A 24151-nucleotide genomic window follows, 5' to 3' on the forward strand; every position below is an offset into this window, starting at 1 on the left:
CTTAGAAATTGATGTTCAGCCCTGCGTTCCAGATCCTGAATTGAGGATACCCCCACCCCCGGCCGCTGTCATTTTCCGGATCGAAGTTCTCGATCGCGGTCCAGGTAAGGGCGTTGTTGGCGTTGACATACACCCGTATGCCCTGCACAAATTTCAGGTTGGCCACCGGCACGTTGTAGGCAATCTCCACATTCTTGAGGCGCACGTAGGAAGCGTCGCGCAGCCAGAACGAAGACCCGGCGTGGTTGTTATCTGCATTGATCAGGACGCGCGGCTCGCTGGCGTCGGTATTTTCAGGCGTCCATCGGTCCAGGTTCTGTTTCAAAACGCCGCTGGTCCCTAAGAAGAAGGGCCAGGCCGCTTCGCCCGAATAGTATTGCTGCACCCGCGTGCCTCCCTGGAAGAGAAGCGACAGCTCGAAGTTTTTGTAGGCCAGGTTTCCGTTGTAGCCGAAAATGATTTCGGGTGTGTTGGAACTGCCGATGTAGACACGATCCAGGTCGTCGATCTTGCCATCGCCGTTCACGTCTTCGTACCGAATGTCGCCGGGAGCGATGTCCCCGATCTGCGTGGGAGCGTTTTGTACTTCTTCCACGGTTTGGAACAGCCCCAGCGCCCGGTAACCAAACTGAGCATTGAGCGGGCGGCCCGTGCGTCGGATGTTCGGGTTTTCGGAGGCAGGCTCGTCGATGTAAATAACTTTGTTTCTGGCGAACGTAAGGTTCGCGTTCATCGAGTAGCGCAGGTCCTCCGACAAGCTGTTCTGGTGGCCCAGCACCAGCTCAATGCCTTTGTTATCGACCTTGGCCAGGTTTTCAAAAGGTAAATCAATGCCCAGAAGACTGGGAACAGAAAGATTTCGCTGACCAAGAATATCACTCCGCTTGTCGTAGAAGAAGTCAGCCGTGACCGACAACTGGTTGTTCCAGAGCGTGGCATCGAACCCGATGTTTAGTTTCTTCACCGTTTCCCAGGTAACGTTGGGACTGGACAGACGGCCTTCGAAAATGGCAGGCTGTACGTTGCCATCGCCAAAAACGGCGGTTCCGTTCTGGTAAAAGGACTGCAAATAGAGGAACCGAGCTCCCCCCAACCGGTCGTTCCCCAGCACGCCGTACGAGCCTCGGAGTTTCAGGAAGTTGATCATCGGCACGTTTTCCAGGAACGATTCCCGGGAGATGACGTACGCCACCGAGGCCGAGGGGAAAAAGCCCCACCGGTTGCCGGGGGCAAACTGCTCGGAGCCGTCGGCCCGGAAACTCCCTTCGAGGATGTATTTGGAAGCATAGGTCCAGTTCAACCGGCCTACCACGCCTTGCCGGCCACTGGAGCCCGAATACCCTCGGTTGTTGCGGTTAGCTGCGCTGCCGAAATCGAGTTCGTCGATGCCGAGGGTATAGCCCGTGCGTAACCCACTGATAAAGTTCCAGTACTCTTTGGTTTGCGTGTACAGCACCAGCCCGGAAACCTCACTTCGCCCGAAGGTATGCATGTAATTCAAGTGGCTTTCCAGCGTAATGGATTGGTAGTCGTTATGATCGCTGTAGAGCTCGGTCGCGCCGCGGGGTGCTTCCACAAAACTGCCGTCGCTGGCCAGGGTATAGTAGGGCGTTTTGGCAAACGTCCAGTTTTTCTGGTCGGTGAGCGTCTTGTCGAAAGAAGCGATTCCTTTGAGGGATAAGCCCTCGACGGGCAGTTGCTGCAGCAACTGGACGCGGCCCTTAAACGCCTGGATCAGGCGGTTGCGGTACCCGTTTTCGGGCAGGGCCTGATACGCCGGCCCGCTGGAATAGGTGCCGTTCGACCATTTGATGGGCGCCAGGTTGGGACGCGCGGACATCAGCCAGCGGAACAGTTCAGGCGCGGCCACGTTGTTCGTGCTCTCGTTCCGCCCCGAAACATCGAACGAAAGCTTGGTGGTATTGGTCACGTTGGCGTCGATATTCGACCGGAAATTGTAGCGTTTGAAAACGTTGGAGGGCACAATGCCTTCCTGGTTCAAATAGCTTAGCGACGTGGCGTACTGTACTTTGTCCGATCCTCCGTTTGCCGTAATGCCCATGTTGTACATGGGGGCCGTAGTACTTAGCACCGAAAGCCAGTCTGTATCGGGATGGGTATCCGGGCTGCTTTGGTCACGGTACTTTTGCAGATCGTCGTCGGTATACTGTGGCGCCTGCCCCTGATTGACCAGGGCCTCGTTGTAGAGCATTGCCCACTCGTACGAGCCGACATACTCGGGCGTCCGGGTGCGTTCCTGAATGCCGTAACTGGCGTTCAAAGCGATTTGCATCTTTCCGGCTACCCCGCGTTTGGTCGTCACCAGAATCACCCCGTTGCCCCCGCGGACGCCGAAAACGGCGGCACTGGCGGCGTCTTTCAGCACAGATACCGACTCGATTTCGTTGGCATTCAACTGCGCAAAATCGCGTGCGGTCCGGATGATCCCGTCGATTACGTAGAGCGGCGACGCATCGCCCGTAGTGCCAATTCCCCGGATGAAAATGTTGGATTGATCGTCGCCCGGCGAGCCCGACCGCTGGGTCGCGATGATGCCTGCGGTGCGTCCCACTAGGTTGTTGCTCAGGTTGGGGGCCGGGCTGCGGGCGATTTCTTTCTGCTCTACCTGCGAAACCGCCCCGGAGATGTCGCTCCGTTTCTGCTCGCCATACCCGACCACCACCACTTCGTCCAGTTGGGCCACGTCTTCTTCCAGTTGGACGTTGATCGTCGCCTGCCCGGAAACGGGAATTTCTTTGGAGAGGAAGCCGATGAAGGAAAACACGAGGACTTCGTTGTCGGCGGCGCTGAGTTCAAACGCGCCATTCAGGTCCGTGACGGTCCCTTTGGTCGTGCCTTTTACGGTGATGCTTACCCCCGGAATGGGTTGCCCTTCCGTGTCGGTCACCGTGCCGGTCACGGGGGTGTTCTGTCCGAAAACAGAGAAAATTGTAAATCCGAAAAGCGCCACCAGGAGACCGTATCTCCTGCGGGGCACCCGCAATAAACTGTACAGTTGTTGCATACAGGTAGGCTTTTGTAGGTTGTGATAATCGAAAAAAGAAACTAGAGTTTAGGAGGGCCGCTAACGCAAAAACTACGCTAGCACCGCATCAGAAAAGGCAAGGGAGGGTTGTTGCGGCCACAGAAACAGGGCGATTGGATGTGCCGCGCGTGTACTTCATAAGAGGAAATGTGATGGTTTAAGGTTGTTTTACTGTGCGTTGCCGCTTCTGTGTAGAGTAGAGATGCCTGCGACAGGAATTTATACCTAGTCCTGCCACTGGTTTAGCATCGGAAGCCCCTGAAGGTCAGCGCAACCGACACATCCCTAGAGCTGAAAATCCGAAGATTTTTTTACTACACTACACGGTCCGCAGCACCCGCCATAGTTTGCGAAAAGGTATCCTTTTCGTGGCGTTTCGTACGGGGAACCATTCGTCTTTCTGGGGGGAATAATCAACCAACACGTGCCCTGACACTAAATGCAGGCACTTTTCAGGTGAAAAAAGTTACTCGCCGGTCCGGCAACGCACACGCCACCTCACCGACGCGTCGCGAGGATCGTACGAGGGTAAGGGTAGACTTGTAGCCCAGGCGTGCAAAGCAACACAAAAAAATTTCAGGTAGTGCCCGTAAATCTGGTCAGACCACGTCGCGCTCGCGCCGGTGGGTCACTCATTTCTCCCCTCTTTTCTCGTAAAGTTCTTCAGGTTCACCATCCAGGTCCACGCGTTCGCGCACCACTTCCAGATGGTCGCCCCGATCCACCACTTCGTACAGCTTGCCCCGGGCATTCCGGAACGGGCGGTGCAACACCAGCATCAACTGCCCCTCGAACGTTCTGAAAAGCATGCCGTGGCCGGAATCGTGCTTGACCAGCGGATCGAGTTGTTCCCAGGGGCCTTGCAACGTCCCGGTTGTTGAACGCGCCACCGTCTGTACGTACACCCCCTTTTCGTAGCTGGACCAGAGCATGAGCAGATGCTGGTCTTTGGTCCGGAAAAGCTGGCACCCGTCGGTGACGTAATGCAGTTGGAAGTCGGAGGGCTGAATCGCAGCGTTCAACCACGGCGCATCCGAGGCCTTGAACAGATGCTGCGGGTCGCCAGCGGCCTTCGCCAGGTCGTCGGTGAGGGGAACCGCCTCGAACGTTCCGTCAATTTTTTGCAGCCATTCGTGGGCATACACCATCCAGGGCTGTCCCTCCGGATCGACGTACAGGGTACCGTCGAGGGTCATGAAATGGGCCGGCAGCAAGGGGCTGTCTTTCTTGAGTAAGGTGAAGGGCCCCTCGGGTGAGTTACTCACGGCAACGACCGTACTGCGCATCTGGTTGATTCGCCACACGTCTGGCGGGGCGGCAATCACCTTGTTTTTATTGTGCAGGGTGGTGAAGAGGTAAAATTTCCCCCGGTAGGCGTGCACTTCCGGAGCCCAGGGTCCCTCCTCAGGATTGGCCCAGGAATCTTGAGGCACGGTAAAAACCACGGTGGGCTTCTGCCAGTGCAGCAGATCTTTACTCGTGTAGACCATGATCCCCTTCTTTTTATCGCCCGTTAGCTGCGTCACGTTAGACGTATAGAGGTAGTACGTCTTCGTAGGGGCATGGGCCACGATGTACGGATCGTGCAGGGGCATCTCGGGCAAGCGCAGGGCTTGCGCGTGGCCACTTCCGCCCCCGGCCAATACCAGCGAGGAAAGGAGGCAAAGCAGCCATAGAAAATTGCCGGCAGTACGTGATGTTATTTTCAGCATCGGATCGGGTGTAGTGGAGTGATCAAGGTGGAAAGCGGCGCGCTACCGCACTACGGTGTTGGTCGTGGCGCGGCACCCTGCGGGGAATATACCCTTTTCCTGCGGTTTACGTTGCCCCCGACTTCAGCCGTCGCATGGCGTTCGAAGCGGCGGCCACCGTACACTCACGCCTTTGGGAGCAAGAATTTTCTCTGCACGCGCAACAGGGGTTTGCCTTAGCACTGACATCAAAAAAGGAGACTTTCCTTAAGAAAGCCTCCTCAATGTATGGAAAAGAATACGTTCTAAGCGTGGCCTGTACGCATCGCGGCCTGATGCCGCCCCACCGGACTATCCGACAAGGCGCCGGCCCGCTGCCGATCCGATACGGTATAGGTAAACAAGGCGGCCCCGATTTCGAAAATACCGAGAAGCACATGGGGCAGGTACACATAATCCGCAAAATCGAAGAACCAGGGGGAGGTGGCCAGGAAACCACCCGAGATGCCGTCCAGCCACAGATGCGTACGCATCGGGAGGGCCTGCACGAGTCCTAGTTCATAACGCGTAAAAATGCTGTACCCAATCGCTCCGATGCCGAGCACAACGGGAATCCAGGTTTCGTAACTGCCCCGGGCAAAATCAAAAATCCAGGGCGCGGCAATCAAGAAGGCACCGGTCATGTAATCGAGCACGCCGTGCCAGGTTGTGGGAATAAATCGCATGGTCCAAAAAGTTTAAGTTTAAAAAATTAAGAACTCAACTATCAGAAAATCAGATAATTACTCTCTTGTTTAGCACTAACGAGTTCCGCCTGCTTTCGTTACACGGGTCCAGGCACTTCTGCGAGGGTACGTTACACTTCCCTGGACTACCTTACGGAGTGGCGCCCGGTAGCGGAATTGCCCCGCAACGTCTGTTCCATCACCGCTTGTCGAACGGCAGGTCATTAGACAGGCCAGCCCGCTGCCTCACGAAAGGCTGTGTACGCATTCCGAAAGGGAAATCGATCCGTTCGTGCGGTTGCGCCGCTACGCGACTTACACAACCCCAACGCCTATTTCCTATCTCAGATCCTTTTCCGCCAGGGTCACGTTATCTTTGTAAGCAATCGCGTTAGGCAGGGGCTATTTTTTAATTGCCCAGCACGATGCTTCGTTTATTCACGATGTCCCTGTTATGAGCCAACAACCGAAGGAAGACTCCCCCCTCCGTATCCACCCCTTGTTTGCCCAGATGCCGGCGGCCATTGCGGTCGTAGAAGGTCCCCACCACCGTTTCACCATGGCCAATGCGCTGTATCAGCAACTGTTCAACCGGACGGAGGAACAACTGATCGGCCACACTCTGCGGGAGGTTTTTCCGGAAGTGGAGGGACAGGGCATCTACGAGCTTTTCGATCAGGTCTACCAGTCCGGGCAACCCTTTACGGCGGCCGAGTTTCCGGCTCAGTTTGTTCGCCACGGCACCGGCATGTCAGCGTTGGGCTACTTCAACTTCGTGGCGCAGCCCCTGCAGGAGGCCGGCGGCGACGTGTACGGCATTCTGATTCATGCCTTCGAAGTGACCGCACAGGTACACACCCGGCAACAACTGGCCCAGAATGAAGCACGCTACCGGGGGTTGTTCGAAGCCATAGACCAGGGATTTTGCCTGGTGGAAATGATCTTCGATCAGGAGGACCGCCCCCTCGACTACCGTTTTCTCGAAGTCAATCCCGTTTTCGAACAGCAGACGGGTCTGGAACAGGCCACGGGCAAAACCGCCCGGCAGCTGGTCCCGAATTTAGAACAACACTGGTTTGACCTGTACGGTCGCGTTGCCCTTACCGGCGATCCCCTCCACTTCACCAACGGCTCGGAGGCCATGGGCCGCTGGTTCGATGTGTACGCGTTTCGCCTGGGGGCTCCTGAAAACCGCCAGGTAGCCATTCTGTTCACCGACATTACCCGACGCAAGCAAGCCGAACAAGCCCTGAAGGAGAGCGAAGATCAGCTCAAATTCGCCATCGAAGCCACCGAACTGGCCACCTGGGACTACAATCCCCTGACCGACCACTTTCGGGGCAATACCCGCCTCAAAGCGTGGTTTGGCTTATCGGCCCACGACGACATTGCCCTTCCGACGGCCATTGCCGTCATCAGCCCTTCCGATCAGCCGCGCGTCACGGAAGCCATCGCCCGCGCGTTACAATACGATTCGGGAGGCTTGTACGAGATGATCTATACGATTGTCCACCCCCATACCCGGCGCGAACGAATCGTGCGGGCCAAAGGCAAAGCGTGGTTCAATGCCGACCATGTGGCCTACCGTTTTAACGGCACCTTGCAGGACATCACCCAGGAAAGGCTGGCCCAACAGGCGCTCGCCGAGCGTGAGCAGCAGCTGCGAAGTGCCCTGGAAGGAGGCCAGCTAGGCACCTACACCTACTACCCCACCACCGGCCGGTTGCGCTGGTCGGAACGCACCAAAGCCCTTTTTGGCCTTCCGCCGGAAGCGGAAATAGACTATGCGCGCTTTATGGAAGGCGTGCATCCGGAAGACCGGCCCGACACCGACGCCGCGGTGCAGCAAGCTCTGCGCCCGGAAAGCGGTGGCTTGTACGAGCACGAATACCGCACGGTGGGCCTTGGGGATGGGCAGCTTCGGTGGATACGCTCCAAAGGAAAAGTACATTTTGACCCGGACGGCAGGCCGCTGTGGTTTACGGGGATTACGCAAGACATTACCCCGCAGAAACAAGCCGAGGCCGCGCTGAAAGAGAGTGAAGAACGCTTTCGCGTCATGGCCGACAACATTCCCAACCTGGCCTGGATGGCCCGCGCCGACGGGTGGATCTTCTGGTACAACCGACGCTGGTACGACTACACCGGGACTACCCCGGCGCAGATGGAGGGCTGGGGATGGCAATCGGTACACGACCCGGCCGTGCTGCCGGACGTAATTCACCAGTGGAGCGCGTCGCTGGCCAAGGGCCAACCGTTTCAGATGGTGTTTCCGCTCAAAGGCGCCGATGGTGTCTATCGGCCGTTCCTGACCTTGATCGCACCCGTTCGGGATGAAGAAGGACGGATTGTCCGGTGGTTTGGCTCCAACACCGACATTTCCGAGCAAGAAGCGTCCCGCCAGCGACTGCAAGCCCTCAACGAAGAGCTGGCCGCCACGACCGAAGAGCTGGCGTCGGCCAATGAAGAACTTCGGGTCGCCAACGAAGAGTTAGGTCTCTCGAACGAGCAGCTCATCCGCATCAATCAGGATCTGGACAATTTCATCTACACGGCGTCGCACGACTTAAAAGCCCCCATCAGCAACATTGAAGGCCTCATGCAGGCCCTGTTGCGCCACCTGCCTGCCGACAGCCTGGCGCCCCCGCGGGTGCAACAGATTGTGGGGTTGATTCAGGATTCGGTGGAACGGTTCAAAAAGACCATTACCCACCTGACCGACGTAGTCAAGCTCCAGAAAGAATACGATCAGGAAGAAGCCCTGGTGAGCATGCCCGACATGATCCGTGAGGTATTGCTGGATCTGGAATTGATGATTCAGTCCTCGCAGGCCAACGTGACGGTGGACGTGGAGGCTTGTCCGCGGATACGTTTCTCGGAGAAAAACCTGCGCTCCCTCCTCTACAACCTCCTGTCCAATGCCCTGAAGTACCGCTCCCCGCACCGAACGCCCCTCATTTCCATCCAATGTCGTACGGAAGCCGGTTATCAGGTATTGACGGTAGCCGACAACGGTTTGGGGATGAAGCCCGAGAAACTGGGGCAGCTTTTCCGGATGTTCAAGCGTTTTCACGACCACGTAGAAGGCCAGGGCGTGGGGCTGTACATGGTGAAGAAGATGGTCGACAATGCCCGGGGTAAAATTACGGTAGAAAGCCAGGTGGATCAGGGCACTACGTTCCGCGTCTATCTTCCGGCGTAAGCGTCTGTCCGATTGTGGTGAAAGGTGCGTTAATCCCCTAATTATCTGCATGTTAAGAGAATTTATTTTTCATTCTTCTTGCAGCGGATCGGCCGAAATTTTACCTTCGGTACAGGTTAATTGCCGGTACCACTTACGCACGTTGACGGGTACCGGCCTGGTCCTCGTAGCGCTACCGCGCAGGCTCCCTCCCCGGAGACCGGCGCCTCGGTCCTGGTCGTTCCAACCAGGTTGCATTTCGCTGAAGCAGACGCCGGGTTGCCTACGCAGAAGCGTTCTTTTTCACCTTACCCTTCACGACTCCATCTTTCGAACTTGTGTTCCGACTGCCCGCGCCCAACGCTGTGATTGGTGCGCCGATGGCATCTCCGGCCGGCCAGCCCCCTGAAAAGCTACCTCTTCGTCCGACTTCCCCCTACGCCATTTTTTACCGAAGTGCTTTGTGGCACTTCTGCCCGCTACCGATGTCCGATTGCTTTCGCCTGACGTTCTATCACAACTTTCTCCGCTATGAAAACTTTTTTATGCGTTACGCTTCTGTTGAGCATCGCCTCGCAACGCAATTGCCTCCGGGCACAAACCATGCCCGCCCCTACCCTGGAGTGGGTCCAACAGTATTACGAAGGCACTAACATCGATGGCCTCGAAGTCGCCAGCTTTACCGGATTGGCGACAGACGGCGCGGGGAATGTCTACGCCGCGGGCTACATCGTGAACATTGAGGAACCCCGCGGGCAAAACATCATGCTCTACAAGCTGGCGCCGGATGGCACCGAGCTCTGGAAACGCATCTACGACGGCCCTGCGCATTACGACGATGCGGCCTTCGGGATGGTGCTGGACGACGAGAACGGAGTGCTCTACGTGACCGGATTTTCAGACCAGCGCTACCAGTATGGCGACCCCTATCCCTATGGAGGCCAGGCCACGACGCTCAAATACGATACCGCCGGCCAACTCCTGTGGGTGAAGAACTACGCAGGCCCAGGCCGGTGGGATGTGGGCACACAGATTGCCCTGGATGAAGCGGGGAACCTCTACGTAGCGGGCGAGAGCCGAACCGATTCCCTGGAAGAGCTAAGTAGCGATTACCTTCTCCTTAAATACGCACCCGACGGCACAGCGCTGTGGGTGCAGCGCTATGGCAGGGTCGGTAGCGATCCACGGCCTATAAACGACCGACCCAGTGGTTTGGTGATTGACCCCGCCGGGCGCATACACGTGACGGGCGACTCGCACGACTGGGACTACAAGCGCGTGGCGTTGACCGTTACCTACGATGCGGAGGGGAATTTCGTGCGGAGTCGGCAGTATCCAGGCCTCGTCGGACACGGCATCGGGGCGGATGCGGCCGGTGCCGTGTACCTCGCCGTTTACAGAGCCGACACCGTCTACACAATAAAGTATGGCCCAGATGGCACGGAACAGTGGGTACGTTTCTTCCGAAGCGGTTACGCAAATCCTGCCATCACGACCGACCAACAGGGCGAAGTTTACGTGGCCTGCGCTTTCCAGTCCGCCTCTGGTTCCGCACCTTCTTCGTTGCGGCTCTTCAAATACAATGCCGCCGGTGATGTCCTGTGGTCGCAGCCCTATACCCCGCCCCAGGGCAGCATCGTCCCTAAGGTCATCGTCACGACCGACGCCGCCGGCCGGGCCTACGTGGTGGCCGGGCAAATGGTACCCGTAACCTCTACCGACCTGGCGCTGCTGTCGTACGAACCGGATGGCACCTTTCGATGGGCCACTACGTACCAGAATCCTACCGAACTGGAGTTTTCTGACGCAAGTCGCGAAGTAGTCCAGCACGTGCGGGCCGACACCTCCGGGGCGCTGTACCTGATCGGCAGAAGTTTGTATGACCCGAACAGCGGACCTACGTGGGTTGCGCGCTACAGCCAGGGGACACCCGCTCCGGCAGAACCCCAGACCTTCTGGCTGGAAGACGCCTGTGCACAGATTGGTGAACGTTGGTCGCACGTGTGGGGCAGCTCGCTGGCCTCGGCGGGCTCGTTTGTCGTAAAGCGAGGGGGCTACGGCTACCAACCCAGCAACGACCCGGCCGATTACGTACGGTTCAGCCTAAACGTAACTGCAACCGCTCCGTTTTACCTGTATGCGCGTGTCCGAAGCCTGGGCGTAAACAGCAACTCGTTTTGGGTGCGCATAGACGAAGGCGACTGGGTGCTGTGGAATGGCCTTACGGTAGCGGTTACGTGTGGAGTGCACTTCCACAGGCCACCGTTACGCTGGCAGCAGGCGTCCATACCATCGACTTCGGATACCGTGAACCCCACACGCAACTCGACAAAATGTACGTCAGTACTGAGCCGGCCTTGCCCAGCGGCGTTGGGGCCTCTCCTCCTGAGTGTGGTTCCGTGCCGATGCGGGCGTTCGAGACGATCGCAGATGGGGCTGAAGGACCACTCCAGTTCTATCCCAATCCGGCACAGGACCAGCTGACCCTAGCCTCAGCAGTGGCCACGCACGTGCGACTCTACAATGTGCTGGGCGTCGAAGTGCTTTCTCATCTGGTGGAAGGGCACATGCAACTTTCGATAGGACATCTGCCCCCCGGCATCTATCTCCTAAAAGCCGACGGGCAACCTGCCCAGCGCCTCATCAAACGGTAATGCTGGCCTGATTAAAGAAAGTACTTCAGGGAAAGTAACAGTCAACCACAGCACTTGACACCAAAGCAAAAAACGCTCGATTCATATAGCCCATCGGCGTTTTCACAAGACAAATACCTTAAAATAAAGGGTAGTCCTGAAGAAGTAATGATGGGTAGAAAAGGCCGCAGCCGGGCCGTAGTTTTGGGTCGCCAAACTCAACCTACAGATCATGTTTGTTCAACATAACTGGCCAAACTGCGGCTCGACAAACCTACAGAGCCGCCTGTGCGGTCAAGAACGGGTTCATCACCTATTACGCGCTTGAAATGTAAGCGCTGTGGTCGTCAGTTCGTGCGAGGCACCCCGTCCATCACCGTCGCTACCTGCCTCTCTCTAAAGAATCTAAGCGTCGGATTGAACTGCTCCTAGCGGAACGGATCGCCTTGGAAGCAATCTGCCCCGGCGGGGAACCGCGCGTCATGCAGATTAAAGCTCATCAACGCTATCGGTATATGGACGAATTGTACAACGAGATTCCTGAGGACCTGGCTTGTTCTGTCAGCCAACAAGCCGATATACAACTCATTCAAGTGGATTTTGAAGCGGATGAACTCTGGACGGGGCCGCCCGGGCGGTTTCGTAGGTTGGAGAGCCCACCAGCAATGGTTTGGGATCGCCTTAGATCGAAATAGTCGTCAGGTAATAGGCACCGTGGCGCGGCCCTGTTCGTAGGGGACAGAAGTGTCAACGGCGCGCGAGAGGGCTATGGCAGTCATTACTACTGCGCTACCACCAACATGCTACCTTTTACACAGACGATTGGAACGCCTACAATTGGGCCGCCGATGCGGAGCCTATCCTTTTTCAAAAAGCTGACGCGACATGTCGATGCGATTAGGTTTGTGATGACACATTACAACTTTAGGACTACCGATGATTTATATATCCATAGCCTTTAACAGGCTACAGTAAAAATCAGCAAATCGTGTATTTTATTTATTGCCTCCAAGCTAGATAACAGTATCACTTTTCACGAAAAAGCTAAATGAAAAGTAATAGTCAGTTAAAGTTGTATTTGTCCCTCCATCTTTTAATATGCTCTTTGTGTAGTCGCATATGATGGCTCTTTTTAAGTTCTCTCCGAGATGATGGGCTTTCAATTGAAATGTTGCCTGATTATTTACCATCTGAATGGTATCTAACTCTAACGTACCTTTACTATGATACTGTTCATCGTAATCTCCAACTACTATATATGCCTCTTGATAATGTGGTTTTAAAAAATTTACCCTTATTGTTAAACTATCGTTGAGTTGAACGGTATCTGGAAGCTCTACTTCCGCATGATGCATTTCACTAATAATATTTCCTAGAGAATCGTATTCTACCTCATAATTCACGAGGTTAATCAAGCTGTCTGAATATCGTTTTTGCACAGTTACCCACTCCCGTTTTAAAGCAAGCGTTCCATCCGGATAGTACTCTACCTCTTCACCATCTCGGTTCTCGTGATCATAATTGCTTATACGGTGAATAGAGCCATTTTCGTAATACGATGTCAATTGTCTCTCTCGCTTTCCATCGACCATTAACACGGTTTCACTCACTTGCCCATTGGAATAATAGTGTGTTAATTGCCCATTTTTTTTGCCATCTTTATACAGAATACGCGTTTTAATAGAACCGTCAGGGTGGTAGAGTATCACTTCACCTTGTATTGTATCATCTTGATAGTAGCTTTCGCCTTTTACTGTACCATCTCTGTAATACTCTATACACTTCCCATGCATTAAAGAATCTTTCATCTCACATACATAGTGAGTCTCTCCACTTTCGTAGTTAACCTGAATCCGTTGAGGGTTCCGACTGCACGAAGTCATGACAAATATTAAGAGAAAAAGAGCGTATTTAACCATTTCTACTTGTAGTGTCTTACTGTATCAGGCTTTAATTGTGGGGTTGATCTATGGGGAGGATAAATTACAGTACTAGGCTGTGTATGCAAACTAAGCGAAAAGTTTGATGGCAGCTATAAAGATGACCGCTTCATACTTAGCGGCTCGTATCTCGTAGCCACTCGTCTGAACTTCTTAAGCCGGTTGATGCGACCACCGCGCGGAACCGCAACATTGGTTACGACTATAGACCGTTGACCAAGCGCCCCCCCCTACCATAACGCTCAGGTAGATCTCGCCAGGGGGCACCAGTACGTATTACCCAAAGGATGGCATTTAAAATCAGTCGGTGGTCACTAGAGGGCCGCCCTGTAGCTGGCTGCTGCTTTGGCAACCACTGGCTGAGTCGTGCCCACTGACGATCGGTAAGCTCGTGTCCCGGCGGGGCATCGCTTCGCTGCATTCCCCTAAGTTACACTGCTTTTGGAGTTTCCATACACGCCCTAGTTACCCCCAAAGCACCAATAAAAATCACCTCATTTGCTCATCCTCTTTTATCAAAATAATGCATCAACAATAACTTATCTTTTGAGCAACTCTGAACATACAATTTATTTAGCTTTCTATAAACGAGCATATGATCTTTACAATCTTTATCATTATGAATCGACACATTTGAAAATCTTGACTCTAACAGATATGCCCTTAAATCTTGACATTTCTTTTCTTTTAAATCAATAACCACAAACCCCTTCTATATCTATTTTTTATTGTCTAAAACATAGGTAACCAACGTATCAGAAATAAGCTTTGCAAGAGAATAACCAGAGCCCTCAAAACCTCTTATTTTATTTATCTCAAAACCTCTATCTATTAAATCTTGATAGCTAAGATCTCCGGACATTTCAAAAACACGTTGCTGTTGCCCTTCGTTATTTCCGCTTGAACAGCTACCAATTGCAAGCATGAAGGAGAAAACAACAAAAATATTAACGGTAATTCGCATATGGATTAAAAATTATGTATTGATCTCAGATTTCAACCTGCAACCAACTATTACTTAATGAACTATAGCAAAACCACAGCTTACTTTCCTAACAAGTCTGCTGCCCTACCCGGAAGACCTATTTCAAAGTCTTGCCTTCAATTCGACACATTAGCACCATTTAGAGCATGTTGGGAAATATGCTTTTGCTTACCTGCTTATGGCAAAAATCACCTCTTAACATACAAATGATAACTAAATAATATCAATCCATATATCACAGAATCTCCATCTTTAGATCCTAATTCCTCGTATTCAAACGCCGCTCCTTTAATAAAAAAATCACCTTCTTTTTCAGGAATATCATTAATAAAAGCCGTCACACTGTCAAACGTATGCAACTCGCTCAGACTATCATCAAAAATACTATCTTGCAGAAACACGCTACTATTAATATCTTTAAATATTTTTTCATCACTAATTATATTGTATTTAGCATTTCCCAAAGTACGATTTCCTATAATTAGCTTTAACCTTAAAGTATCTCCTAAACTCAAAGTATCAGGGATAGTGTCCATAGTATTCTCACCCCCCAATTTAATTTCTTTTCCAGGAACAAATAGAACACTCTTAGTTGATAGGTCGCTTTGTCGCTCACCGTTAATACCATACTTTTCATAGTCAACTAAAAGACCATCTTCAAAATATTGAACCTCTTTTATTTTATTATTAATAAAAAACTCCGCTTTTTTCAATTCCCCATATTTATAATATTTCTTTTGATTTATGGCTCCCTCCTCTGTATACAACACTGATGTACCATGTAATTCGCCATTTTTATATCTACACTCGTTTTTAATGCCGCCTGATCTATATTTAAAAACAGCATCTCCATTTTCAACACCATCTCTGTAACTAATAATGCACTCAATATTTCCATTATCATAATAATATATACTCAAACCATTTCTAACACCAGCAATTTCCTCTATTTCATATTTAACTTGCCCATTTGAATACACATCACTTACAACTTCTTTTTTCACACAAGAAGCTACTGATAAAAATATCAATATAGCAAATATCCGCATTGATTTATCATTCATGAGGCTAAACACATGAGCTATCTCTATCCTTTTTTTGACCCTATATCCAATACTCCTTGGACTTTTTGGCCATCAATTAATTTAATCTTATGGTATCTAATTCTTGATCCGATGGTGGCGGTTCATTTGTATTGGAATTCAGCAATTCATCATTACCCCAGGTCCTTTATTTTGTCAAGTACAGCTTTTCGATCTCCGTAATTTGGAATATTTTTTTAGGGTTCTTTTTGATAGCAAAATTAAATACATCAAACACCACCCTAGGCACCTCAATGATATCAGCAACTACAACTAAAAGATCAACATCATCTCCGTTTGGACCCACCATCCTAATACCATATGCAATATAAGTAACTTTCCTGGCATCATCATTTGATGATGTATTACTATTAGAATTTGCTGCACTTGATTCATTGGCAAATACATTTAAAACTGGAAAGCAATTGCTACTTTTAGTCTGACAATCAGACGGAGCTAAACCATCTGGATCAATTAATTGAATGGGGTTATTGAAAGCATAATTATACGTTGAGTGGCGTCGCATTAATTCCGCTGCTGGATCTACGGCATGCCACCTTCCCAGCTGCGCATCATAATAACGTGCGCCATAATCCATCCAGTTCAGGCCTAGTGCCTCCTGCTTTTCTTTCCCATTGTATTGGAATCGGTGATCGGGAGTACCTTGTATGTCCAGTCCGGCTAGGTTCATGCCGAAGGGATAGTAGTGATTCTCCTGCACTACCTTCTGCCAATGATGATCCACTTTGAAATCATCGAACCATACCTCTAACCCGCTCTGGTTGACCAGTCTGACCGTCACCAGTCCGCCCCGTTCCGCCACCGACTCCGCCACCAGGGGAAGCCAATCTACAGAAGACCCCTGCACCGGGATCAACCGGTAGTCCCGGCGCAGTTCCCGTCCTTCCTCATCCTGCCAGGTCCACTCCAGGTAGGCTTGTGGTACGTCGTCCGCTGTGATCTCATGCACCACTACCGGTAAAGCAAACCCGCCGTCAGAATCGAGAGGTCGGGACCCGAGCCGTCTCCCCCACTTGGGTTGGTGTGCAGGAAGAAACTGGCCAGGTACGCCAGCGCCCCCTCCCAACAGGATGCGTTCTCTTCGAGCTGGTATATCGTCTGCACCTGCATGGCGATCCGATCGCCCGCCTGCACCGGGAAGGTAAGTTCAGGACCGGCCACAATGCCCCGCTTGGGGTTTAATGCAATGACAAAGTGACCATTATAAGCAGCTACCGGACCGTCCGGCTCACCTTCTGCCCCGACTCTTTCGCACTTGCGTACCACCCCGTAATTAGTAAATTCCGGCTTCTCGCTGGCCACTTCTTCCATGGTGGCCAGGTACGCATCCGTCCCAGCGCAGAAGGCTACGCGCAAATTTCCCAGGTGATCTTTCAAGTAGTATTCATCCTACTGATCGCTAGCCAACGAAACGTTTTCATGGAAGGGAGTAGTGGGGTTAGAGAAAAGAAAAAGAGGGAAACTTAAAAAAGGCGGATGTCAAAGCGCCCCTGGGTACCATGAATCGTGTCGCAGTCTGGGCGAGCCAGGACAAATTCGAAGGTACCAGAGATTACCTTAGCTTCTAAATCAAATCGGGTGATGGTCAGCGTTCCCTCATGGTAAACTGTACTGTCCTGATCGTAAGAGCACACCAAGGGCAAATAACTTACCGACTGGCGGGCAGGGTTATGTAGACGGTAAACACCCTCTGCATACATGCTATCTGAATAGAGCGCCATAGCGGACTCTATTTCGCCCTCCCTTCGGTAAGCACTAATATTAAAAGTACCATCGGACTGATAGTAAGCGGTAAGATTTCCTTGCCCAAATCGACCTGTAGAACCCTTAGGACGCCACACTTCGCCATTGAGTAAGACGCCGAAACTATGGCGGCCTTCCTGCGTGGCTGTGGGAAGTTCTTCTTATGATTGACTGCGTTATTGAAGCGAATTTATGATTTTGAAGACAGAGCTAGTGATTATACGCTGCCGTTATAGTCATAGCTGGTGCGGTGGAATGGTTTCCTCTCACGACCCTATCTACGACCCGATATAGCAAAAAACCCGCCTCATTTGCATGAAAGCGGGTTTTTGGTGATCCCGGGAGGAGTCCGTTTCCTTACTTCAGCATATCTTATCTGTACTACAAGACTAGGCTCTACTACTCGTAAGGGCCCTTTTTCTTGATCTTTTTATCGTTGGGGTCCAGCTAGCATTCAGGTAACTCGGCGAAAAACTGTCCCGAACCTGTCCCGAACTCTCTACTTTTGGTAGTCATCTTTCCCCAACTTCTATGACGATCAACTTTTACCTCGATTCGCTCACCAAACGGCAGCGTGAACTGGCCGAAAATGCAGGCCGCCCTTTGGAGGAGGTCCCCTGTCGCGTGCTCCTCCTGGTCATGTTCGGCGGCCAGCGGCTCAAACTCCCCACGGGTCATGCCCTTGCGCCTCGCCACTGGGTACAGAACTCCGCCCGTGGCAGTCGGAAGCAACGCGTCAAGTCACAGCACTCCGAGAGTGTCAAGATCAACCTCGAACTGGACGAGATCGAACTGAAGGCCAAAGCGTATTGCAATGAACTCCGTAAAACGGGACAGCCGCTCACCAAACCGGGGCTGCAAACCTATCTTTTGCAAGAACAAAACGATCTGCTTCCTTCTTATGCCCCGGAAGTCAGCGCCGAACCTGATTTCTTTGCCTTGTTCGAGGAGTGGATCCAAGCCAATCTCTACCAGAAAGCCAAAGGCACCCTCAAGCACTACCGCACCGCCAAACACCACCTGGAAGCCTTCCAACAAGAGCGACAACGCAAGATCACTCTGCAAGGCATCGACAAGAAGTTTTACGATGAACTCGTTCGCTTTTACCTCACCAAGCAAAAGCTCTCTAACAATACGATTGGCAACCAGATCAAACAACTGAAGGTCTTTCTCAACTACCTCCTGGAACATGGTTATGCAGTGAATCCCGCATTCCAACGCTTTAAAAAGCCTTCTGCTGATACCGAAGTGGTCTTTTTAACCGAAGCCGAGTTGACGCTTCTCTACCAGACGGACTTCTCGGATCAGCCTCGCTTAGAGCATGTCCGCGACCTGTTTGTTTTCCAGTGTGAAACCGGGCTACGCTACTCGGACTTGGAAAACCTAAAGCCGGAAAATATCCAGTACGATCCGCACGGAGTCTGCCTGGCTCTGCGCTTAACGGCCATCAAGACCCGAGGACGGGTGTTGATTCCCTTGCAAAGTTTTCCCCGGGCGGTGGAAATCCTTCGCAAATATGAAGGCCACCTGCCACCACGCATTTCCAATCAGAAGATGAACGATTACCTCAAGGAGCTGGCACAACGAATCGGACTCTTGACGCCCATTCAGTTGGTTCATTTCTCCGGTAATCAGCGAAAGGAGCAAACCGTCCCCAAGTGGCAGCTGATCTCCACCCACACCGCTCGGCGCACGTTTGTCACCCTGGCGCTGGCCCGCGGCATCCGCCCGGAAGTCATCATGCAGATGACCGGCCACAAGGATATTAAAACCCTGATGCGCTACGTCAAAATCACCGAAGACATGATTTTCACGGAAACGCAACGCTGAGGCATGTCTTTTCTGGCGTGTTAGGGTAGCTTTTAAAGGTCCAACGCCGTAAGCCATCCTATGAACGCTTCTTCCACATTTCAACAGTGGCAGTCCACTTACCTGCCCTTATCCGAACACTTGTTAACGGATCCCTCGCTGGTCCGCGCTTTTACTGAAGGGTATCAGGCCCATGCCCCTGCCTCCGCCAACACGATCGAACAGAAGCGCGCCCGATTCAGCCACGAACCGGACCAATGGCTCCACTGGCTAGAGGATCGTTGGAAGGCCCGCCACAGAGAGCTCCTTGACTTAGAGCGTACCCTTCATATGCAGTGGGAAGTCGAGCATGACCAGCCACTCGAACCCCTGTTTCAGCAATGTGGCCGGGCATTTGCGGCGTGGCAACAAATCGATGCCTTGCTCACCGAGCAGATCCAAACGCGTCTCTTACAATTGGTAAAACGCCCCGGCGGCACCGACCTGATGGCACGGAATCCCGTGCAGGTATGGTGGCCCACACAGGTCTCCAATGCCCTGCGGGAAGAAATTGAACGGGGCACCCGCCGGGCCCAACAATTGAATAGTACCTGGCGCGAGCAGCACCCTTCTCCCCTCTCGGTAGACGCGCTCTTTGACCTGCGACAGACCTTGGAGATGATCCAGCAAAGGTTATCCCACCTAGTTGCCCAACGTTCTTTGCTGGATCATCTGGAAGAAACCGGCTACTGGCTGGAGCTCAATCGACAGAGAATCGAGTGGCTAGAAGCAGCGGAAGCTCCCATTAAAATCAAAGCGGACTACCACGAAGCGTTGCATTATGCCTTCCTGGCATATCACTACCTGCCGGAGGAAGCCTCCGATGCCTTTGCCGAAGTCTTGCGGGGCGGTACCTTTTCCCAGACCTTGATCTTTCAAGGCTACGCCAATCAGCTCGTGGATGTGTTCCTTCGCGCTCATCACCAAGGCTGGATCGTCGGAACGAAAGCAAAGCTTGCCCAGTGGTTATGCCACTGTTTCCGGGTGATAACCCCGGAAGGTCCTCAGCTCTTGAATCGAGCCTACGTCGAAAAAGTGCTCAGCTTTCAGAAGAGATGCACCAGGCCCTTACCCGTAGAAGGGTTACCGCTACGTATCGAAAAGTAAGGGCAGTCCTCCTCTTATCTCCTGGCAAAATGTACGCATTTGCGCCAAACCTTACTTGCAAGAGGGTATTTTGGGTCCGTTTTGGGGGGTAAGCTTGAAACTGACCTCTCCCCCCCTTTTCCTTCGCAGCAATGTCTCAAGAAAGATTAACAAGCATATGAATTACTTTCGCGTCATTGCGCACCCTGAAGGACGATTGGAACTGGCTCCCGTGCCTACCCAGGAATTGTCCGAACTCGTCAAACAAGCCGTCCGGCAAGTACTGCTGGAATACCAGGATCAAAAGGGGGCCACTGAGGAGGAATTGCTCAAGCTTCCCCAGGTGGCCGCCTTGCTGGGCGTTAGCAAACAAACCATCTACGAATGGAAGCGGCAAGGCAAACTCCCGGCCCATAAAATCGGGCGGCGGGTTTTCTTTAAAAAATCGGAAGTCGTGGCGGCCTTATCGGCTCAGTCCCGCCAGCCGCTTCGCTCACGGGTTAATCGTCGTGGGTGATGAGTCAGGAACGCACACCAGCCACCGTCAGGACATGCCAGAATCCTGCCTGCCAGCAGGCGTACACCCCTCGTACCGCCCAGCAACGCTTTTGCTGTAAAAAATGTAGCAATGCCTTTCACAATCCGGCCCATTACCGAAAAGTGCAAGAGCAACGGGCGTTCGAAGCCCCGCTTCAGCATAACCGAGAAATCATCTCCCTGCTCTACGACCGCCTTCACCAGCGTGTGGTGAGCCGGGAATTCCTCGTGCAGGCGAAATTCAACTTTGCCGTGTCGGGATTCGGCGTGAAGGACCGGGAAGGCCGACACGCCCTACACTTGTATGACTTCCTCCTGTATACAGAAGACCGAAAAACGTTTGTCCTGAAAAAATTATGAAGCACTATCAACCACCCCTTGGCTTCGAGACCGTCCCGATTGAAGAAGTAGGTACTACATTCTACAGAAGAGATGCTGGCATAAGTCAACGTGCTTTATCGGGCTTGACCTTTTTCCTTTGGCTCCTGCTATTAGCTTTGGTAGGGTGGATGCTTTGGCAGCGGTATCGAGAGAAACGGTCGTCCTCGACGTATCGCTTGACCCTCCTCTGTTTGAAAGCCCCCCATCCTAGCCTACGTTCTCATACCCTCATGAATCTGTGACCACCCACCTCATTGAGTTATAGCTCAGATAACCTTTTCCTCTGAATGGGTAGAGGGAGGCGGAGAAATTTAGCAAAGCATTATCGAGCTATACCTTTTTTCGGCAAAGGATTGCTAGCATTTTATAGAAGAGTGAAATGCCTTTTATGTCGATGCAAGGGAGAATTGCCGCATTTCGTTGCTATATCGTCCCTTGAGGGACGATATAGCAACGAAATGCTTTGTTGTACTCTAACCCTCTGAATAAGCACTAATAATAGGGTCTTATCGCACCCTATTCACAGAAGAAACACAGGAGGGCCAAAAGATCGGCTTTCTCTAAAACATCAGACAAAGGAGCTCTTCGATTGGTCTTTGCTGCTTATTGAAGCCTAGCGAACGCTTTTGAGTAAAGCAATGGAAGCGAAGTTGAGAAATATTATTTGTTGCGGTTTTCGTTGAGCAACTCCTCGATTACTCGTTTTGAGAGGCGGAAGCCAGCTTTTTCTAACTCGCCGATCAGTGAAGTTAAAGAAGGTACAAGCCCGGCTTGATGAGCCAGTTGCAGCACGCGTAAGGTGCCCATGATGGGTAATTGCAGGCGTTGAGCTTCTCGACGGCCTTTTTTCTCATCAAGAATCAGGAGAGGACTCTCCATTTCCAGCGCCAAGGCAATGGCACTCGCTTCTCCTGGATCCAGCATTCCCGCCAAAACTTGTTGTTGTGCCTTATCGTGAACCGCCGCGATTTGGAGCCAATCCGGCAAGGATTGCCCAAATTCGGCTTGTACTTCCGGGGTGGTCAGGATCGCAGAAGCCTTGTCTCCACCGTTGGTGGGAAGGAACAAATCACGCAACAGATCCAATTGGCCAATTCGGTCTAACACAATCAGGCAACTGGCATCGGCGATAATATGTAGCCTCATCTACTTGTGACGCAGCTCTTCTTCAGTATCACCGAAAATAGAAACCCCATACTGGCCGACGGTTTCCAGAAACGCACGCTTGGAAATGCCGACAAACTTGGCGGCCTGTCCCGAGGTAAGAATTGCTTTATCGTACAGGGCCGCCGCCACGGTCATCTTCGCCTCTTTCTCATTGACTTCATCGGGCAACTGGATCGTTAAGGTTTTCATGGCGCTGCAGCTAGGTTCTTACCAAATTTACGAATTTATAGGCAACTGTTAGCCACAGCACCGAGAGCTTTCGGTGGCGTTTCTCTCTTTCAATGACCTTCTACATAATGAAACAAGTCCCATCTAAACGGTTTTGCTCGCTTGTCAGACCTTCGGAGGCCATTAAAGGTTTGTAAAATTAACCGGATTCAAGCGGGGGAGACCCAAAAGAGCGAGAAACTTATTTTAAAAATGTGATCGAGGGCATGGTAGCGCAGCTTCATCATGCCCTCGCAACGGTCTGTATATGGTGTCGTGGCTGACGTTAGGAAGCCATGCACTATATACCTTGTTATAGGCAGGCTTTATTTCAACTTCATGATTCTTTAATCATTAATAGATGTTTTCTTCACTTTGGTGTAGATTGAGCAAATGAGAACCCAAGTCTTTCATCTTTCCAATCGCATTGTGATAGTTCTTCAATAAAAGGACAACCACCCATGCAAGTCTTTTGGAAGGCACAAGAAGTGCAACCATTGTTCAGAATATTATTTCTATACTTTTTGAAATAGGCATTGTTCTGCCAAATGTCAATCATTTTTTCTGTTCTTAAGTCTCCAAACCAATCAGTATTGGTCATAAAAGAACAAGGCATCATTCTTAAATTTTCATCAACAAAAGCAGAAAACCTTCCAGCATCACAACCCTCGTAAAATTCTGAATTCACATTCACATATTTTACTACTCCTGAGATACTACAACTATCAAAGCCAATTTTCAAAGCACCTTTACTTTGGTTTACTAAACCATAGAATTCTTTTAATTTTACCTTGTCTTTAAGTAACAAGGTCATGTCGGGTTTTCTTCCGATTGGTTTATAGTTCAGGAATATCAGAGAATTTATTCCTTCCAAGAATGCTGGTGGATTTCTTAACCATTCAATTGCTGTATTGATAGTTTGACTATCTGTTACAAAGTGAACATTTGCTTTTATTCCATATTCAAATAGTTTTTCAAGATGTTTTCTGAACTCGGTGTATGGTTCGTAAGCACTAATAGCAACAGAGCCGCATAATTCTTTTGTTGCTTTCAAAATGTCAGGGGTAAGCCCTCTACCATTTGTGGTGTAACATGGAACAATTCCATGTTCAACAGTAGTCTCAAGTATCCTTATAAAGTCGGGATGTTGATTTGGATTTCCACCACCCAGTGCAACTTGGAAAACATCCATTTCCTTTGCTTGCTCCATGATTAATTTGTAATCGCTAAGCAGCATGTGATTTCCTTTTGGTGTTGATTTTCTATAACAAAAAGAACAACCTTGATCACACCAATTAGTAATACTTATATCCAATAATTCTGGGCCGTGCATAGCCCAAAGAGGTTCTGGATAACCTTTTTCCTCTGCACGTACAAAATATCCAGTCTTTTTATTAAATAAAACTGAATAATGCTGCTCTGCATACTTTTTATGAACTATATTTTTGTTTTTACCAACCATCTTCTTGAGCATCGATATATAAATTACTACTTTCTATAATGAAATCATCGGTGCAAAAGAAGCATTCAGTTTCATCAGTATCACTGCTTAGTTTACCTATATAAACATTTTTGCCATTTTTTTCTGCTTCAAGAATTTTGGGTAATACTTCTTTGCCACTTTTCCAAAGCCTTTCTTCTATAAACTCTTCAAATGTGGAGTAGGCGCCAGAATAGTGTTTTTCATAATACACTCTTGCTGGTTCCATGTCATCTTTAAATGCATTGAATAAAGATTTGTATATATCTAAGAAATTTGAATCATCTTTTATTCCAATTGCTTCGATGAAGTCTTTAAAATTGAACTCACCATCACTGATTATCACAAATGAAGTTGAAGAGCTATTTGTTACGAAGTCATATCTTATTTTCATTTAC

The 24151-nt window shown here is 51.0% G+C and carries 20 protein-coding genes and 1 pseudogene; 7 read left to right on the plus strand and 14 right to left on the minus strand.

The window, feature by feature from the left end:
• Position 1 precedes the first annotated feature (1 nt).
• From BLR44_RS13345 to BLR44_RS13355, 3 genes are all read right to left on the minus strand, one after another.
• Positions 2-3025, minus strand: a complete 3024-nt coding sequence (locus tag BLR44_RS13345) for a SusC/RagA family TonB-linked outer membrane protein (RefSeq protein ID WP_089682617.1) — start codon at positions 3023-3025, stop codon at positions 2-4.
• A 653-nt stretch (positions 3026-3678) separates the two neighbouring features.
• Positions 3679-4758, minus strand: a complete 1080-nt coding sequence (locus tag BLR44_RS13350; RefSeq protein WP_089682619.1) for a glycoside hydrolase family 43 protein — start codon at positions 4756-4758, stop codon at positions 3679-3681.
• A gap of 284 nt (positions 4759-5042) precedes the next feature.
• Positions 5043-5462, minus strand: a complete 420-nt coding sequence (locus BLR44_RS13355; protein ID WP_218127067.1) for an SPW repeat domain-containing protein — start codon at positions 5460-5462, stop codon at positions 5043-5045.
• 454 nt (positions 5463-5916) lie between these two features.
• Here BLR44_RS13355 and BLR44_RS13360 point away from each other — a divergent pair, with 454 nt between their 5' ends.
• The 3 genes from BLR44_RS13360 to BLR44_RS29150 all read left to right on the plus strand — a co-directional run bounded on the left by BLR44_RS13360 (position 5917) and on the right by BLR44_RS29150 (position 11297).
• The gene (locus BLR44_RS13360; RefSeq protein ID WP_089682621.1) at positions 5917-8664 is read left to right on the plus strand and encodes a PAS domain S-box protein; all 2748 of its coding nucleotides are present in this window, start codon (positions 5917-5919) and stop codon (positions 8662-8664) included.
• Between the two features lie 510 nt (positions 8665-9174).
• On the plus strand, positions 9175-11127 hold the full coding sequence (locus BLR44_RS28890) for an NHL repeat-containing protein (protein ID WP_176956030.1): 1953 nt from the start codon (positions 9175-9177) through the stop codon (positions 11125-11127).
• A gap of 14 nt (positions 11128-11141) precedes the next feature.
• Complete coding sequence (locus BLR44_RS29150) at positions 11142-11297, plus strand: T9SS type A sorting domain-containing protein (protein WP_245706052.1); 156 nt, start codon at positions 11142-11144, stop codon at positions 11295-11297.
• Between the two features lie 992 nt (positions 11298-12289).
• On the opposite strand, the gene BLR44_RS13375 is transcribed toward BLR44_RS29150, so the two are convergent.
• The 7 genes and pseudogenes from BLR44_RS13375 to BLR44_RS29360 form a co-directional block, all read right to left on the minus strand.
• On the minus strand, positions 12290-13084 hold the full coding sequence (locus tag BLR44_RS13375) for a toxin-antitoxin system YwqK family antitoxin (protein WP_176956032.1): 795 nt from the start codon (positions 13082-13084) through the stop codon (positions 12290-12292).
• Between the two features lie 364 nt (positions 13085-13448).
• A pseudogene (locus BLR44_RS29075) lies at positions 13449-13637 on the minus strand (transposase); the annotation flags it as partial.
• A 297-nt stretch (positions 13638-13934) separates the two neighbouring features.
• Positions 13935-14180: a hypothetical protein gene (locus tag BLR44_RS28600; RefSeq protein ID WP_143017265.1), complete on the minus strand. Its 246-nt coding sequence runs from the start codon at positions 14178-14180 to the stop codon at positions 13935-13937.
• A gap of 209 nt (positions 14181-14389) precedes the next feature.
• Positions 14390-15205, minus strand: coding sequence for a toxin-antitoxin system YwqK family antitoxin (locus BLR44_RS13385; RefSeq protein WP_143017266.1), 816 nt, complete (start codon positions 15203-15205; stop codon positions 14390-14392).
• A gap of 226 nt (positions 15206-15431) precedes the next feature.
• On the minus strand, positions 15432-16253 hold the full coding sequence (locus BLR44_RS13390) for an RHS repeat domain-containing protein (protein ID WP_245706053.1): 822 nt from the start codon (positions 16251-16253) through the stop codon (positions 15432-15434).
• A 2-nt stretch (positions 16254-16255) separates the two neighbouring features.
• Positions 16256-16681 (minus strand): hypothetical protein, encoded by a 426-nt coding sequence (locus BLR44_RS13395; RefSeq protein ID WP_089682633.1) that lies wholly within the window; start codon positions 16679-16681, stop codon positions 16256-16258.
• 86 nt (positions 16682-16767) lie between these two features.
• The gene (locus BLR44_RS29360; RefSeq protein ID WP_410493077.1) at positions 16768-17145 is read right to left on the minus strand and encodes a Riean_0653 family protein; all 378 of its coding nucleotides are present in this window, start codon (positions 17143-17145) and stop codon (positions 16768-16770) included.
• A gap of 433 nt (positions 17146-17578) precedes the next feature.
• Here BLR44_RS29360 and BLR44_RS13405 point away from each other — a divergent pair, with 433 nt between their 5' ends.
• The 4 genes from BLR44_RS13405 (at position 17579) to BLR44_RS28605 (ending at position 20878) form a co-directional block, all read left to right on the plus strand.
• The gene (locus BLR44_RS13405; RefSeq protein ID WP_089682637.1) at positions 17579-18877 is read left to right on the plus strand and encodes a site-specific integrase; all 1299 of its coding nucleotides are present in this window, start codon (positions 17579-17581) and stop codon (positions 18875-18877) included.
• Between the two features lie 60 nt (positions 18878-18937).
• Complete coding sequence (locus BLR44_RS13410; RefSeq protein ID WP_143017267.1) at positions 18938-20002, plus strand: hypothetical protein; 1065 nt, start codon at positions 18938-18940, stop codon at positions 20000-20002.
• Positions 20003-20159: 157 nt separating this feature from the next.
• On the plus strand, positions 20160-20498 hold the full coding sequence (locus BLR44_RS13415) for a helix-turn-helix domain-containing protein (protein ID WP_089682640.1): 339 nt from the start codon (positions 20160-20162) through the stop codon (positions 20496-20498).
• Positions 20498-20878 (plus strand): hypothetical protein, encoded by a 381-nt coding sequence (locus tag BLR44_RS28605; protein WP_143017268.1) that lies wholly within the window; start codon positions 20498-20500, stop codon positions 20876-20878. Before BLR44_RS13415 ends, BLR44_RS28605 begins: the two co-directional genes overlap by 1 nt.
• 681 nt (positions 20879-21559) lie before the next feature.
• Here the strand turns inward: BLR44_RS28605 and BLR44_RS13425 are convergent.
• The 4 genes from BLR44_RS13425 to BLR44_RS13440 all read right to left on the minus strand — a co-directional run bounded on the left by BLR44_RS13425 (position 21560) and on the right by BLR44_RS13440 (position 24147).
• Positions 21560-22045: a PIN domain-containing protein gene (locus tag BLR44_RS13425; protein ID WP_089682645.1), complete on the minus strand. Its 486-nt coding sequence runs from the start codon at positions 22043-22045 to the stop codon at positions 21560-21562.
• Positions 22046-22255: a UPF0175 family protein gene (locus BLR44_RS13430; protein WP_089682647.1), complete on the minus strand. Its 210-nt coding sequence runs from the start codon at positions 22253-22255 to the stop codon at positions 22046-22048.
• Between the two features lie 388 nt (positions 22256-22643).
• Entirely contained in the window at positions 22644-23747 is a 1104-nt protein-coding gene (locus tag BLR44_RS13435) for a radical SAM/SPASM domain-containing protein (RefSeq protein WP_072860560.1), read from the minus strand.
• Entirely contained in the window at positions 23725-24147 is a 423-nt protein-coding gene (locus BLR44_RS13440; protein ID WP_072860561.1) for a hypothetical protein, read from the minus strand. Before BLR44_RS13440 ends, BLR44_RS13435 begins: the two co-directional genes overlap by 23 nt.
• Between the last annotated feature and the right edge of the window lie 4 nt (positions 24148-24151).

The organism is Catalinimonas alkaloidigena (assembly GCF_900100765.1).
Classification (GTDB): Bacteria; Bacteroidota; Bacteroidia; order Cytophagales; family Flexibacteraceae; genus Mooreia; species Mooreia alkaloidigena.

What these genes read in the sequence shown, in the direction of transcription:
- BLR44_RS13440 (WP_072860561.1), bottom strand. Translation starts at nt 24,147, where the DNA reads ATGAAAATAAGATATGACTTCGTAACAAATAGCTCTTCAACTTCATTT.
- BLR44_RS13435 (WP_072860560.1), bottom strand. Translation starts at nt 23,747, where the DNA reads ATGCTCAAGAAGATGGTTGGTAAAAACAAAAATATAGTTCATAAAAAG.
- BLR44_RS13375 (WP_176956032.1), bottom strand. Translation starts at nt 13,084, where the DNA reads ATGAAAGATTCTTTAATGCATGGGAAGTGTATAGAGTATTACAGAGAT.
- BLR44_RS13350 (WP_089682619.1), bottom strand. Translation starts at nt 4,758, where the DNA reads ATGCTGAAAATAACATCACGTACTGCCGGCAATTTTCTATGGCTGCTT.
- BLR44_RS13345 (WP_089682617.1), bottom strand. Translation starts at nt 3,025, where the DNA reads ATGCAACAACTGTACAGTTTATTGCGGGTGCCCCGCAGGAGATACGGT.
- BLR44_RS28890 (WP_176956030.1), top strand. Translation starts at nt 9,175, where the DNA reads ATGAAAACTTTTTTATGCGTTACGCTTCTGTTGAGCATCGCCTCGCAA.
- BLR44_RS13360 (WP_089682621.1), top strand. Translation starts at nt 5,917, where the DNA reads ATGAGCCAACAACCGAAGGAAGACTCCCCCCTCCGTATCCACCCCTTG.
- BLR44_RS28605 (WP_143017268.1), top strand. Translation starts at nt 20,498, where the DNA reads ATGAGTCAGGAACGCACACCAGCCACCGTCAGGACATGCCAGAATCCT.
- BLR44_RS13415 (WP_089682640.1), top strand. Translation starts at nt 20,160, where the DNA reads ATGAATTACTTTCGCGTCATTGCGCACCCTGAAGGACGATTGGAACTG.
- BLR44_RS13405 (WP_089682637.1), top strand. Translation starts at nt 17,579, where the DNA reads ATGACGATCAACTTTTACCTCGATTCGCTCACCAAACGGCAGCGTGAA.
- BLR44_RS13410 (WP_143017267.1), top strand. Translation starts at nt 18,938, where the DNA reads ATGAACGCTTCTTCCACATTTCAACAGTGGCAGTCCACTTACCTGCCC.
- BLR44_RS13430 (WP_089682647.1), bottom strand. Translation starts at nt 22,255, where the DNA reads ATGAAAACCTTAACGATCCAGTTGCCCGATGAAGTCAATGAGAAAGAG.
- BLR44_RS13425 (WP_089682645.1), bottom strand. Translation starts at nt 22,045, where the DNA reads ATGAGGCTACATATTATCGCCGATGCCAGTTGCCTGATTGTGTTAGAC.
- BLR44_RS13355 (WP_218127067.1), bottom strand. Translation starts at nt 5,462, where the DNA reads ATGCGATTTATTCCCACAACCTGGCACGGCGTGCTCGATTACATGACC.
- BLR44_RS28600 (WP_143017265.1), bottom strand. Translation starts at nt 14,180, where the DNA reads ATGCGAATTACCGTTAATATTTTTGTTGTTTTCTCCTTCATGCTTGCA.